14 protein-coding genes are annotated in these 13,649 nt (G+C 65.4%); 10 read left to right on the top strand and 4 right to left on the bottom strand.

The features are described from left to right. Positions 1 to 106 precede the first annotated feature (106 nt). The 6 genes from ahcY to G6N13_RS25805 all read left to right on the top strand — a co-directional run bounded on the left by ahcY (position 107) and on the right by G6N13_RS25805 (position 6,733). Positions 107 to 1,567 (top strand): adenosylhomocysteinase, encoded by a 1,461-nt coding sequence (gene ahcY / locus G6N13_RS01990; RefSeq protein ID WP_163694590.1) that lies wholly within the window; start codon positions 107 to 109, stop codon positions 1,565 to 1,567. Positions 1,568 to 1,586: 19 nt separating this feature from the next. Continuing rightward, positions 1,587 to 2,216: a dTMP kinase gene (locus G6N13_RS01985; RefSeq protein WP_163694589.1), complete on the top strand. Its 630-nt coding sequence runs from the start codon at positions 1,587 to 1,589 to the stop codon at positions 2,214 to 2,216. Between the two features lie 72 nt (positions 2,217 to 2,288). Then, a complete protein-coding gene (mtrA, locus tag G6N13_RS01980) occupies positions 2,289 to 2,975 on the top strand; it encodes a two-component system response regulator MtrA (protein WP_036340245.1) in 687 nt (228 codons plus the stop codon). Between the two features lie 25 nt (positions 2,976 to 3,000). Then, positions 3,001 to 4,674 carry an MtrAB system histidine kinase MtrB gene (gene mtrB, locus G6N13_RS01975; protein ID WP_163694588.1) on the top strand — a complete coding sequence of 558 codons (1,674 nt, stop codon included), beginning with the start codon at positions 3,001 to 3,003 and terminating at the stop codon, positions 4,672 to 4,674. Positions 4,675 to 4,697: 23 nt separating this feature from the next. Further along, complete coding sequence (gene lpqB, locus G6N13_RS01970) at positions 4,698 to 6,437, top strand: MtrAB system accessory lipoprotein LpqB (protein ID WP_163701549.1); 1,740 nt, start codon at positions 4,698 to 4,700, stop codon at positions 6,435 to 6,437. An 11-nt stretch (positions 6,438 to 6,448) separates the two neighbouring features. Further along, positions 6,449 to 6,733: a VOC family protein gene (locus G6N13_RS25805; RefSeq protein ID WP_322789292.1), complete on the top strand. Its 285-nt coding sequence runs from the start codon at positions 6,449 to 6,451 to the stop codon at positions 6,731 to 6,733. Between the two features lie 101 nt (positions 6,734 to 6,834). On the opposite strand, the gene G6N13_RS24745 is transcribed toward G6N13_RS25805, so the two are convergent. Beyond that, positions 6,835 to 7,089: a hypothetical protein gene (locus G6N13_RS24745; RefSeq protein ID WP_163694269.1), complete on the bottom strand. Its 255-nt coding sequence runs from the start codon at positions 7,087 to 7,089 to the stop codon at positions 6,835 to 6,837. 33 nt (positions 7,090 to 7,122) lie between these two features. Between G6N13_RS24745 and G6N13_RS24525 the strand changes: the two genes are divergently transcribed. Then, positions 7,123 to 7,377 (top strand): SseB family protein, encoded by a 255-nt coding sequence (locus G6N13_RS24525; protein WP_163701546.1) that lies wholly within the window; start codon positions 7,123 to 7,125, stop codon positions 7,375 to 7,377. A 60-nt stretch (positions 7,378 to 7,437) separates the two neighbouring features. Here the strand turns inward: G6N13_RS24525 and G6N13_RS01950 are convergent, their stop codons facing one another. The 3 genes from G6N13_RS01950 to G6N13_RS01940 form a co-directional block, all read right to left on the bottom strand. Continuing rightward, positions 7,438 to 8,469, bottom strand: coding sequence for an HNH endonuclease signature motif containing protein (locus G6N13_RS01950; protein WP_163694587.1), 1,032 nt, complete (start codon positions 8,467 to 8,469; stop codon positions 7,438 to 7,440). 40 nt (positions 8,470 to 8,509) lie between these two features. Then, complete coding sequence (locus tag G6N13_RS01945) at positions 8,510 to 8,785, bottom strand: alpha/beta fold hydrolase (protein WP_163694586.1); 276 nt, start codon at positions 8,783 to 8,785, stop codon at positions 8,510 to 8,512. A gap of 432 nt (positions 8,786 to 9,217) precedes the next feature. Continuing rightward, a complete protein-coding gene (locus G6N13_RS01940) occupies positions 9,218 to 10,720 on the bottom strand; it encodes an APC family permease (RefSeq protein ID WP_163694585.1) in 1,503 nt (500 codons plus the stop codon). Positions 10,721 to 10,744: 24 nt separating this feature from the next. On the opposite strand from G6N13_RS01940, the gene G6N13_RS01935 reads away from it, so the two are divergent. From G6N13_RS01935 to G6N13_RS01925, 3 genes are all read left to right on the top strand, one after another. Next, positions 10,745 to 11,602 (top strand): FadR/GntR family transcriptional regulator, encoded by an 858-nt coding sequence (locus G6N13_RS01935; RefSeq protein WP_163694584.1) that lies wholly within the window; start codon positions 10,745 to 10,747, stop codon positions 11,600 to 11,602. Then, positions 11,599 to 12,303 (top strand): cache domain-containing protein, encoded by a 705-nt coding sequence (locus G6N13_RS01930; protein WP_163694583.1) that lies wholly within the window; start codon positions 11,599 to 11,601, stop codon positions 12,301 to 12,303. The genes G6N13_RS01935 and G6N13_RS01930 overlap by 4 nt, the downstream gene beginning before the upstream one ends. A 120-nt stretch (positions 12,304 to 12,423) precedes the next feature. Further along, complete coding sequence (locus G6N13_RS01925) at positions 12,424 to 13,641, top strand: cytochrome P450 (RefSeq protein ID WP_163694582.1); 1,218 nt, start codon at positions 12,424 to 12,426, stop codon at positions 13,639 to 13,641. Positions 13,642 to 13,649: the final 8 nt, after the last annotated feature.

Genomic DNA, 13,649 nt, shown 5'->3' with positions numbered 1-13,649 from the left:
CTGTCAGAGTGCTTCAAGCGCCTGTCCCGCGAGCCCGCAGGCTGAGGGTGTCGCCCACGCGCGTCTGCGCGTAGAGAAGGCAATGACGAAGGAAAAGGGGCTCTACATGTCTGAATTGACCGTCGATGTCCGCAATGGCATCGACTACAAGGTCGCCGATCTGAATCTGGCCGAGTTCGGCCGCAAGGAGATCCGGCTGGCCGAGCACGAAATGCCCGGACTGATGGCGCTGCGCCGCGAGTACGCCGATGTGCTGCCGCTCAAGGGCGCGCGGATCTCCGGCTCGCTGCACATGACGGTGCAGACCGCGGTGCTCATCGAGACGCTGGTTGCTCTCGGTGCTGAAGTCCGGTGGGCGTCGTGCAACATCTTCTCCACCCAGGACCATGCGGCCGCCGCGACCGTCGTCGGCCCGCACGGAACCGTCGAGGAGCCTCAGGGCGTCCCGATCTTCGCCTGGAAGGGCGAGACACTCGAGGAGTACTGGTGGGCGGCCGAGCAGATGCTGACCTGGCCCGGCGAACCGGCGAACATGATCCTCGACGACGGCGGCGACGCCACCATGCTGGTGCTGCGCGGCGCGCAGTACGAGAAGGCCGGCGTTGTTCCCCCCACCGAGGACGACGACTCCGATGAGTGGAAGGTCTTCCTGGCGCTGGTGCGCAAGCGCTTCGAGACCGACAAGGACAAGTGGACCAAGATTGCCGAGTCGGTTCAGGGCGTCACGGAAGAGACCACGACCGGTGTGCTGCGGCTCTACCAGTTCGCCGCCGCCGGTGAACTCGCGTTCCCGGCTATCAACGTCAACGACTCGGTGACCAAGAGCAAGTTCGACAACAAGTACGGCACCCGGCACTCGCTGATCGACGGCATCAACCGCGGCACCGACGTGCTGATCGGCGGTAAGGCTGCGCTGGTGTGTGGCTACGGCGACGTCGGCAAGGGCTGCGCCGAGGCGCTCAAGGCGCAGGGCGCCCGCGTCGCGGTCACCGAGATCGACCCGATCAACGCGCTCCAGGCGCTGATGGATGGTTTCGAGGTCAAGAGCGTCGAAGAGGCGATCGGCTGGGCCGACATCGTCATCACCGCGACCGGCAACCAGGGCATCATCACCCTCGAGCACATGAAGGCGATGAAGCACCAGGCGATCCTGGGCAACATCGGACACTTCGACGACGAGATCGAGATGGCGCGCCTGGAGCGGTCGGGCGCCACCAGGATCAACATCAAGCCGCAGGTCGATGAGTGGACCTTCGGTGACTCCGGCAAGTCGATCATCGTGCTCTCCGAGGGCCGCCTGCTGAACCTGGGCAACGCAACGGGTCACCCGTCATTCGTGATGAGCAACAGCTTCTCCAACCAGGTGATCGCCCAGATCGAACTGTGGACCAAGAACGACGAGTACGACAACGAGGTCTACCGCCTCGCCAAGCACCTCGATGAGAAGGTCGCCAAGATTCACGTCGAGGCGCTCGGCGGCACGCTGACCAAGCTCACCAAGGAGCAGGCCGAGTACATCGGCGTAGACGTCGACGGCCCGTACAAGCCGGAGCACTACCGCTACTAATCGCGGCTAGGCTGCCCCCGTGCTCATCGTGATCGAGGGATTGGACGGGGCCGGCAAGCGCACGCTGACCGACGGTTTGCAGCGCGCGTTCGAGTCCGACGGTAAATCCGTCACCACACTGGCCTTTCCGCGTTACGGCCAATCGATCCACGCCGACCTCGCCAGTGAGGCGCTGGACGGTCAGCACGGCGACTTGGCCTCCTCGGTGTACGCGATGGCGACGCTGTTCGCGCTCGACCGGGCCGGGGCCAGCGACCAGATCGCCGCGCTGACCGTCGAGCACGACGTCGTCATCCTGGATCGCTACGTCGCCTCCAACGCCGCCTACAGCGCGGCCCGGCTGCACCAGGACGCCGCCGGGGAGGCGGTGTCGTGGGTCGGTGAACTCGAATACGGCCGGTTCGGCTTGCCCAAGCCCGATCGGCAGATCCTGCTCGACGCGTCGGTGGAACTGGCCGCCCAGCGCGCCAAGCAGCGGGCCGAACAGGAGGCCGACCGCGCCCGTGACGCCTACGAGCGCGACGACGGACTGCAGCGGCGGACCGGTGCGGTCTATGCCGAACTGGGCGCTGCCAACTGGGGCGGACCGTGGTCGATCGTCGCCCCGGATGTCGATCCGGCGGCGTTGGCGGCCGCGTTGATCCGTTAGGGCACCCCACGCAGCGGAAATGTCGCAACTCGCCCGTGTGATAGCCGGGGTTTGTCCCAATTCGGTGACACCATGGACTCCATGAGGCAAAGGATTCTCGTAGTCGACGACGACCCATCGCTGGCCGAGATGCTCACCATTGTGTTGCGTGGCGAGGGTTTCGATACCGCGGTCATCGGCGACGGCTCGCAGGCGCTGACCGCTGTGCGTGAACTGCGTCCCGATCTGGTGTTGCTGGACCTCATGTTGCCCGGCATGAACGGTATTGACGTGTGCCGCGTGCTGCGGGCTGACTCCGGTGTGCCGATCGTCATGCTGACGGCCAAGACCGACACCGTGGACGTGGTGCTGGGGCTGGAGTCCGGTGCCGATGACTACGTGATGAAGCCGTTCAAGCCCAAGGAACTGGTGGCGCGCGTCCGTGCCCGGCTGCGGCGCAACGAGGATGAGCCGGCCGAAATGCTGTCGATCGCCGATATCGATATCGATGTGCCGGCGCACAAGGTCACTCGCGAAGGCGAGCAGATTTCGCTGACACCGCTGGAGTTCGACCTGCTGGTGGCGCTGGCACGCAAACCGCGGCAGGTGTTTACTCGAGATGTACTGCTGGAACAGGTGTGGGGTTATCGACACCCCGCGGATACCCGTTTGGTGAACGTGCATGTCCAGCGCTTGCGGGCAAAGGTCGAGAAGGATCCCGAGAACCCGCAAGTGGTGCTGACCGTTCGAGGAGTGGGATACAAGGCCGGACCCCCGTGATCCGCCAGCCGGAGGAGCGCTGTAGGTGATGTTCGGCTCGAAGCAGCGCATCCGCGGCCCGTGGGGACGATCCGGCCCCCTGGTGCGGGGTATGAGTGCGCTGAGCCGAGCGCTGGGGTTGATCTGGCGGCGTTCGCTGCAGTTGCGCGTGGTGGTTCTGACACTGGGCTTGTCGGCGGCGGTCATCGTGGCGCTGGGGTTTATACTCACCAGCCAGATCACCAACCGGGTGCTCGACGTGAAAGTTCATGCGGCGACCGAAGAGTTGGACCGGGCGCGCAATACCGTCAGTGGCACGGTCAGCGGTGAAGAGGCACGCTCGCTGGACAGCAGCCTGCAGCTGGCACGTAATACGTTGATTTCCAAGACCGGTCAGTCTTCGGGCGCGGCGCTGGCCGGCACGTTCGACGCGGTGCTGGTGGTTCCCGGAGACGGCCCGCGGGCTGCCACCGCGGCCGGGCCGGTCGATCAGATTCCGAAGTCGTTGCGCGACTTCGTCAAAGCCGGCCAGGTGAGCTACCAGTACTCGACGGTGCGCACCGAGAGCTTCACCGGTCCGGCCTTGTTGATCGGCACACCGACGCTGTCACATGTGCCGAATCTCGAGCTGTACCTGATCTTCCCGCTGAACAGCGAGGAGAACACGATCACGCTGGTGCGCGGCACGATGGCCACCGGCGGGCTCGTGCTGCTGGTGTTGCTCGCCGGCATCGCGCTACTGGTGTCGCGGCAGGTGGTGCTGCCGGTGCGCTCGGCATCGCGGATCGCCGAACGCTTCGCCGAGGGGCACCTGTCCGAGCGGATGCCGGTGCGCGGTGAGGACGATATGGCCCGGCTGGCGGTGTCATTCAACGATATGGCCGAAAGCCTGCAGCGCCAGATCACCAACCTCGAGGAGTTCGGCAACCTGCAACGCCGGTTCACCTCTGACGTCAGCCACGAGCTGCGCACCCCGCTGACCACGGTGCGGATGGCGGCAGACCTGATTCACGACCATTCCGAACAGCTGGACCCGGCGCTGCGCCGTTCCACCGAGCTGATGGTTAACGAGTTGGACCGGTTCGAGACCTTGCTCAACGACCTGCTGGAGATCTCCCGCCACGATGCGGGCGTCGCCGAATTGTCGGTGGAGGCGGTCGATCTGCGTTCGACGGTCAACAGCGCGCTGGGCAATGTCGGCCACCTGGCCGATGAGGCCGGTATCGAACTGATGGTGAATCTGCCCGATTACGAGGTGATCGCAGAAGTTGATGCCCGCCGCGTCGAGCGCATCCTGCGCAATCTGATCGCCAATGCGATCGACCACGCCGAACACAAGCCGGTGCACATCCGGATGGCGGCCGACGAGGACACCGTAGCGGTAACGGTCCGCGATTACGGGGTCGGATTGCGGCCCGGCGAGGAGAAACTGGTGTTCAGTCGGTTCTGGCGTTCGGATCCGTCACGGGTGCGCCGCTCCGGAGGGACCGGCCTGGGCCTGGCGATCAGCATTGAGGACGCCAGGCTGCACCAGGGCCGGCTGGAGGCGTGGGGCGAACCTGGTAAGGGCGCGTGCTTCCGGCTGACGCTGCCGCTGACACGTGGCCACAAGGTGACCACCAGCCCGCTGCCGCTGAAACCGGTTGCTGCAGAACGCAATGACAACCGCATGGGTCAACGCCAGGTGCGTCATCGGGAGCCGGCGGGGGAGAGCGTGTGACACGCCGGCTGCTGGCTCTCGTGATGGCCGGACTGGTCGCGATGTTGACAGGCGGGTGTGCCGGAGTGCCGAATTCCTCGGCGCCGCAGGCGATCGGTACCGTCGAGCGCCCCCAGCCAAAGAGTCTGCCCAAGCCGACTCCTGGTATGGATCCCGACCAGCTCCTGCGTGAATTCCTCAAGGCCACTGCCGATCCCGCCAACCGGCATCTGGCGGCCCGGCAGTTCCTCACCGCGTCGGCGTCGAATGCGTGGGACGACCAGGGCAGCGCACTGCTGATCGACAATGTCGTATTCATCGAAACCCGCACTCCTGACCGGGTTTCGGTCACCATGAAGGCCGATATGCTCGGGTCGCTGTCGGATGTGGGTGTTTTCGAGACCGCCGGTGGCCAGTTGCCCGATCCGGGTCCGCTCGACATGGTGCAGACTCCGGACGGCTGGCGAATCAACAAGCTGCCCAACGGGGTGTTCCTGGACTGGCAGCAATTCCAGGCGACCTATAAGCGCAACACGTTGTACTTCGTCGACCCGACCGGCAAGACCGTCGTTCCCGATCCGCGCTACGTTGCGGTCTCCGACGCCGATCAGCTGGCGACCGAACTGGTCACCAAACTGATCGCCGGCCCGCGCTCGGAGATGGCGCGAACGGTGCGCAATCTGCTCGGACCGCTGAAGCTGATCGGCCCGGTCACCCGTGCCGACGGCGGCAAGACCGGTATTGGGCGCGGCTATGGAGGCGCGCGCATCGATCTGGAGAACCTGACGACCACGGATCCGCACAGTCGGCAACTGCTTGCCGCGCAGATTATTTGGACGTTGGCCCGGGCCGATATCAAAGGCCCGTACGTGATCAATGCCGACGGCGCGGCTCTGGATGACAGGTTCAAGGACGGCTGGAACACCACGGATGTCGCGGCCACCGATCCGGGTGCGGTCGACGGTGCCTCGGCGGGTGTGCACGCGCTGATCAATGGGGCGATGGTGTCGCTGGACGGCCAGCAGGCCACCCCGGTGCCCGGGATGTTCGGCCAGATGCCCGGCCAGGTGTCGGCGGCACTGTCGCGCACCGGTCAGGACATCGCATCAGTGACGGTCGTGCGACCCGGTGCGCCGGACATGGCGTCGTCGCTGTGGATCGGCCCGAACGGTGGCGCGGCGGCGAAGGCCACCGATGCGCGGTCGTTGACCCGGCCGTCGTGGGCGTTGGACGACGCGGTGTGGGTCGTGGTTGACGGCAACAGCGTGGTGCGGGTCATTCAGGAAGCGGCTTCCGGGCAGCCGGCGCGAATTCCGGTGGATTCCGCGGCAGTGACGTCCCGCTTCCCCGGTGCGGTCACCGAATTGCAGCTTTCCCGTGACAGCACGAGGGCCGCGATGGTGGTCAACGGGCAGGTGATCCTGGCCGGAGTGGAACAGACGCCGGCTGGGGAGTTCTCGCTGACGTATCCACGCAGGCTCGGTTTCGGCCTTGGCTCGTCAGTGGTGTCGCTGTCGTGGCGCACCGGCGACGATATCGTCGTCACCCGCACCGATGCCGCGCATCCGGTGTCCTATGTGAACCTCGACGGTGTGAATTCCGATGGCCCGAGTGCCAACATCGTGATGCCGGTGTCGGCGGTCGCGGCCAACCCGGCCGCCGTCTACGTGTCGGACGTGCGGGGGGTGCTGCAGCTGTCGGGCACCGGTGCCGAAAACAGTCAATCCTGGTCGGATGTGCGGCCTTTCCTGACGCCCGGCGCGGTGCCGGTGCTCCCGGGCTGAGAGGAAATTTGGTGTCTGGACTCGTGCTGCCCGGTGTGATTCGCCAAATCGGTTATATCGTGCGGGATTTCGACAAAGCGCTCGCTGAGTTTCTGGCGTTGGGCGTCGGCCCGTTCTACGTGATGCGCGGCATCGAGCAGACCGGGAACTATCGCGGCCAGGAGTGCACGGTCAAGCTGTCGCTGGCGTTGGCCAACAGTGGCGATCTGCAGATCGAGATCATTCACCAGGACAATGACGCCGAGTCGATCTCTGCGGAGTTCACCTCGGCCGGGGGCGACGGCTTTCACCAGTAGGCGTATTGGGCGCAGGACTATGACACCGCGCTGGCGGCCGGGCAGGCCGCGGGTTGGCCGGTGGTGTGGTCGGGTGGCGATCCGGGCACCGCGCGCTACGCCTATTTCGAACCGCCGGTCGGTAGTGCGGCGACCATCATCGAGTTGATGAAGCTCACTGCGGCGACGATCGGGATGGGTGAACTGGTGCGCTCGACTTCGCCAGGAATCAGCAAGACGCCTGGCTCTACATTGACCCGGAAGGCCCGACCTGTGCGCTGTCTGCAGCGGAAATTGACTTCGCACTGCGTGCTCCGCACAACGAAGGCCGCAAAGGGGCCATCGCCGACCTTGCAGTCGGCCGTATCGACCGACATGCAGTCCTCGCCCTACTCAAACAGGATGGTCCGATGCTGCTTGTGGTCGACGAGACTTCGATTCCGGGCAAGGCCGGATTCCGCGCGACGGTGATGCCGGATGGCTCCCCCGGATTGCTCGCATTCACTAGCGCTCCGGAGGTCGTGGCCTACAACCCAGCGGATGCGGTCTTGAAGGCAACCACTCGCGAAGTTGTCGGAAGGGTTCGCGCGGACGGCTACGGGGGGCTAGTCATCAATCCATCGGGCCCGTATCTTCTGGTGACCTTGGCCGAACTCAACGCCTGACGACCACATCGAGGTCTGTCATCGGTCAGATCGCGGGCACCACGAACAAAGTTCCTTGACCTAACCGATATCGGTGAGTTGTTGTCCGTCGCGGTCGATGACGGTGAGGTGGTCGGCGGGGCCGCCGTTTTCCCAGTGCTGGATGTGGTGGGCGTGCAGTCCCCGGGTGGCGGTGCAGCCCGGTATGGCGCAGGCGGTGTCGCGGTGTTCGAGCGCCCGGCGCAGGCGGCGGTTGATGGTGCGGGTGGTGCGCCCGGCGCCGATGGGCTGGCCGTCGTGTTCGAACCAGACCTCGCAGGTGGCGTCACAGGTCAGATACTGGCGATCGCCGTCGGTGAGCAGCGGGCCCAAATGCAGCGCCGCAACGCGCTGTTCAACATCGACGTGCACGACGACGGTGGTGCGTTGCCCGTGCGCGCGGCGCGCGACGTCGGTGTCCCAGCCGGCTTCGACCAGGCTCATGAACGCATCCACGGTGTTTGGGCACGGTGGCGCATTCTCTGCCGAACCGCTGCCGTGGTCGTTCTGGTACTCGGCGATCAGTGCGTCGCGGTGCGATTGCAGGGCCGCATCGAAGGTCGCAGCTTCGTCCTGGGGCAGGGTGATCTTCCAGCTGGTCGACTCCTCGCCCGACGTTTTATGGATCGAGCGTGGCGGGTCGGGCTGCGGACCAGGCTTGGGTGGGCGTGGCTCCAACTTGACCGCGGTGCGCAGCTGGCTGACCGAGCCCACCGAGGCCAGCTGCGCGTAGTGCTCATCGGATCCCTCGGCGGCGCGGGCGGCGATGACCCCGGCCTGGTCGACCGACAGCCGGCCCTCCCGCAGGGCTGCCACGCAGCGGGGAAACTCCGAGATACGATGCGCCACCGCCGCAATCGTCTTGCCGTTGGCCGATGTGGTGCCCAATTTCCAGGCCACCACCGCGGCCACCGACCGCGCCCCGGTCATGCCACACAGATTGCCGTGGTCCAGCTCAGCGATAAGGTCCACGATCCGCCCATCAATCGCATTGCGCTGACCGGCCAGCTCCGCCAACTCCTCAAACACCCGCTCCAGAAGCTCAATTGGCATCAGCTCGGCGGTCGAGGACATAACAACATCATGGCAGGAAGGTCCGACACGAACGGACCGCTCAAAGATGCCGCAAAACCCACTCCGCGAACACCCCCAGACGCTCCCGATGCATGAAGTGCCCACCAGGAATTTCCTCAATGACATACGAGCCCAGGAACATCCGTGCGGCGCGCAGGTAGTCCGACACCTCGACGACGGGATCGTCGAGCCCGGCGAAGACGACCATCGGCACCGTGATCCGCGCCCTCAACGACGTAGACGGCAACGGCCACAGCTTGCGGTAATAGCCGAACTCCGCGTCGAGACTCCCCGGGCTTGCGAAGCACTCCCGCACAGCATCGAACTCCTCTGGCGGAGGTCTCCACGTCGGTGACCAACGTCGATAGATCGCGGGCAACGCTTCGAAATTGTTGCGGGCGAAGCGTTTCGCAGCACCTGGCAGCTTGTATGCCGAGAACTGTCCTGCGCCCCAAAGCGGAGATCAGGGCGAGCGGATCGCGGGCCAGCGTCTCCTGATCGGCATCCAAAGCAGACACCCCGGTCGGGTGCATGGAGCATCAGCACGAGGGGCCCTGAGCCCCCTCGATATAGGCGAACGTCAGCCCGTTCGCCTCGACGTATCCAGTCGTCGCAGCCGTGCCCGGTGGAGAGTACTCCGGATAGTCAGCCACAGCGGCCACCCTCAGACCATTGTCGCGGTGAGCCGCGCATCGTCACGCCGACGCTGGGATAGCCGACGGGCCACGCTGTTGTGGCCAATGCCGGCTCAGCGCTTGGGGATGGCATCGTCGTAGGGTGCGCTGCTGCGGTCGTGGAGCGGGTGAATGACCATGTATACCAAGCCGATTCCCACCACGATCACTGCGGAGAGCGCGACTATCCAGTTGTCGTACCACGGGGCACCGGGTGTCCGGGGCCAGGCCATGTTGATCATCGCGACGACGCCGTAGATCAGTGCAGCGACGTTGACGGCCACGGCCCACCGTCCCAGCCGGTACTTGCCGCTGGGCACCCAGCCCTTGAGTCGGGCGCGAAGCGCAGCGAACACCACCATCTGGAAAGCCAGGTAGATGCCGAAGGCTGCGAAGCTGATGATCTTGGTGATGGCGTCGGTGGAGAACTTCGAACCAATCACGATCACCGCGGGCGCCAGCGCGGCCAACAGCAGCGCATAGGGCGGGACGTGCCGGGTGGGCGAGAACTTCTTGAGCAACGTGCTTCCCATGATCATGCCGTCGCGGCCGTACGAGTACGCCAGCCGGCTCGCGGCCGCCTGCAAGCTCATCGCGCAGGACAGGAACGAGATGAGCACGATGAACAGCACGATGCGGGCGCCCACGCTGCCGAAGGCGTCGTTGAGCAGGGTGCTGACCGGGTCGGTCTCGGTGCCGGCGATGACGGCTGGGATATCGGTGACGGCCAGCACCAGTGCCAGGCAGACGAACGTCGCGGCCGCACCACCGACGTAGATGGTGCGGCGCATCGCCTTGGGAATCAGGCGGCCAGGGTTGGGAACCTCCTCGGCGACATCGCCGCAGGCCTCGAAACCGTAGTACTGGTAGATGCCGATCAGCGCGGCAGCGGCGAAGGCCCACAGGTAATTGCCGTCCCCGCCGGCGCCCATCCGATCAAAGATCACCGAGAGGCTGTGCTCTCGGTGTGAGACCAGCAGCCAGACACCCACCACCAGAGCGCCGATCAGCTCGGCGCTGAATCCGATGATGGCTGCGCGCGCAAGGACTTTCGTACCCATGAAGTTGATAGTGGTGGCCAGCGCCAGCAGCGCCAATGCGAAGGCGATGGTGTTGTCGACGGTCGCTTCGATGCCGAATGCCGCGGCGATGTAGGGTCCGGCTCCGTACACCACCGACGAGATGGTCACCAATAGCGCGACCATGTAGATCCAGCCGGTCATCCAGGCGTACCTGCGTCCCCACAGCCGTCGAGCCCACGGGTACACGCCGCCGGCCACCGGGAATTGCGCGACGATTTCGCTGAACACCAGGGCCACCAGCAGCTGGCCCAGGCCCACGATAAGGAAGCTCCAAATCATCGGCGGCCCGCCGGTGGCCAGGGCAAAGGCGAACAGCGTGTACACCCCGACAACGGGGGACAGGTAGGTGAAGCCCAGCGAGAAGTTGGCCCACGGGCTCATGTCCCGTTTGAACTCGGACTTATAGCCGAGCGCATGCAGATGCGCCGCGTCGTCCTCGTCGTGGAAGTCGTAGTAGCCCTCGCTGGCCGACGAGGGATTCGATGGTGAGGCCATGGAGCTGCTTTCTGCCGTCGGGGCATGAATTTCGGTGAGCAAAAACTACAGTTCTATTGTTTATCCGGCAACGTGAACGGCAGAATTGATCCAGAATCCGGTAAATTTCCTGCACCGAGCAGGGGCAGGAGGTGGGCGACGGTGTCGTCGTTGTCGCCGCTGGTCGCTGGGGAGGCGCCGATCGGGCGTGCCGACGAGATCGTGCAGCGCATTACCGAAGCGATCCACCTCGGATTGCTCGACGACGCTGAACGGCTGCCAGTGGAAGTCGATCTGGCAGGCCAGTTCGGCGTGGCGCCGATGACCGTCCGCGAAGCGCTGGCCACACTCCGCGATCAGGGCCTGGTCGAGACGCGGCGGGGCCGCAGCGGCGGGTCCTTCGTGTGCCGGCCCGCCGGGCCACCGGTCGAGCAGCTGACCGCCCGGCTGGCCGCCATGAGTATTTCGGATGTGCGCGATCTGTTCGACGAGCACACCGCCATCGCCGGTCAGGCCGCCCGGCTCGCCGCCGAACGGGCGGCACCTTACGCCGTGCGACGCCTGTTCGCCCTCACTGACCAGCTCGGATCGGCGGTGACGCTGGGGGACCGGATCCGCGCCGACAGCCGGTTTCACATCCAGGTCGCGATCGCTTCGCAGTCGGCTCGGCTGGCCCGCCGCGAGGCCAACCTGCAGGCCGACGTTGCCGGGCTGATCTGGCTACCGGTCGAGCCCGTCGTGCAGGTGGACCCCTACGTCGAGGAACTGCATGCGATTTCGGCGGCAGTGGCTGCCGAGAACGCGGCCGAGGCGCGCAGGCTGGCCGAGGCCCACATCATGGGTCAGCTGGCGCGGTTGACGCAGGTCAACGTGAACCTGACTGTCGGGCGAGGTGCGTCGTGACGACCGAGGCGGATCGGCTGGCGCAGCAGGCCTCGGAACGCTTGGAGCCGGCGTACGTGCTGCTGGATCGCATCGCCGGCGAGGTACTTCGCAGCCGCCCGGTCCGCGCCCCGCTCAGCGAGGCGAATCTCAGCGGTCTGCAACGGTTGCTGGCCGATCTGGTTGCCGACGAGCCGCTGGCCTGGGGCATGGGATTCATCGCCGCGCCCTTGATCGTCGACGGCTTGGAGCGCTACCTGGTCTGGTGGCAGCGGCAAAATACCCGGGTGGCGCGCCTGAGGCTGAACTTCGACCCGACCAGTGTTGACGTCTACGACTACCTCCAGATGGACTGGTTCCAGCTACCGCAGCGTGGGCAAGCGCGGGTGGCGTACGGCCCCTACGTCGACTACAGCGGGTCGGATATGTACACCGTCACCGCGGCGGTCCCGGTGGTCGCCGACGGCGTTTTCCTCGGCGTCGCCGGGGCCGATCTGGTGGTCGGGGAGATTGAGCGGCGGCTGCTGGAGGTGCTGCACGGCGCAACGGCCGATGCCGTCATCATCAACACCGAGCGGCGAGTCGTAGCCGCGAACACACCGCGCTGGATCGTGGGGTCGCGGCTGCCCACGATGCCGCAGGCTGGGGATTTTCGTGAGGTCGCCGAGTTGCCGCTCGGTATCGGTTGGGTGCTGGCGCTCGCCGATCCGGCCGCGGGTTGAGCGTCCGTAGCTATCCGGGCTGAAGCCGTCGTTACGGCGAGTTAACGCGAATCGCTTGACAGTAACAATCTAGTTTTAGAGTATTTACAGACTGTTCCTGTGGCTCTGGAGGTAGCGCCCATGTCTTCCGTCTCCGCGACGGCCGCCGACCAGGTGCCTTTTTTCGACGTCGCCGATCCGGCGTTTTCGATCACCTCGCCGGAGGTGCACGCCGCCCGGGAACGTAGCTGGTACGCGACAACGCCGTACGGGATCGCGGTGCTGCGTTACGAACAGATGAACAAGCTGCTCAAGAGCCGCCTGCTGCGGCAGGGCAGCATCGCGTGGCCGGCCCACAACGGCGTTACCGAAGGACCGTTCGCGCGGTGGTGGGCCAGTTGGATCCTCAACAAGGAGGGCGAGGAGCATCGCCGGCTGCGCCGATTGATGACCCCGGCCTTCTCCCAGAAGCTCATCGCCGAGCTGGTGCCCCGGTTCCAGACTTTGGCAGCAGAACTCATCGACAACTTTGCCGAACCGGACCGTTGTGAATTCGTCAGCGAGTTCGCCGAGCCCTACTCGGCCCGAGTCATCGCCATCATGCTCGGTTTCCCCGAAGAGGAATGGCAGGTCATCGCCACCGCGTCCACGACACTCGGCCTGGCAATGGGGGTGACGCTCAAACAAGATCTGCCCGCCATCGAGGCCGCACTGCAGCGGTTGTATGACTACTGCGATGCGCTGGTGGCGGATCGCCGGATCAACCCCCGCGACGATTTCGTCACGGCCCTGGTCAACGCTTCAGAACCCGACGACGGCCGATTGAGTGACGAGGAGCTGCGCGACGGACTGGTGCTGCTGATCTTCGGCGGCTTTGACACCACCCGCAATCAGCTGGGCCTGGCTATGCAGACTTTCCTGGCCCACCCCGATCAGTGGCGACTGCTCGCGCGGCGGCCGGACCTCGGGGGCAAGGCTGTCGAGGAGGTCATGCGACTCAACCCGACGACGCGCTGGGTGACGCGTGAAGTGATCGAGGACTTCGAATACGAGGGCGTGCAGCTTCGGGCCGGAACCACCGTGCACCTCTACGGTGAGTCGGGCGGTACCGACCCGCGGGTCTTTACGCCAGATTTCGATATCACTGCAGAACGCAAGCCGCACTTTGGGTTTGGCGCCGGTGTGCATTACTGCCTCGGCCACTTTGTCGCGCGAGCCGATATGAGCGAAGCCCTGCCCTTGTTGGCCCGCCGGATGGTCGACCCCCGAGAACTGCCCGGCGCGAGCTGGCTGCCGGACTCGGGGAACACCGGCCCCAATCGGCTGCCGATCGGCTTTACCCCCACCCCTGAGTCTTAAGGACCATC

Source organism: Mycolicibacterium sarraceniae (assembly GCF_010731875.1).
Classification (GTDB): Bacteria; Actinomycetota; Actinomycetes; order Mycobacteriales; family Mycobacteriaceae; genus Mycobacterium; species Mycobacterium sarraceniae.
This window is presented reverse-complemented; position numbering and strand designations above follow the sequence as displayed.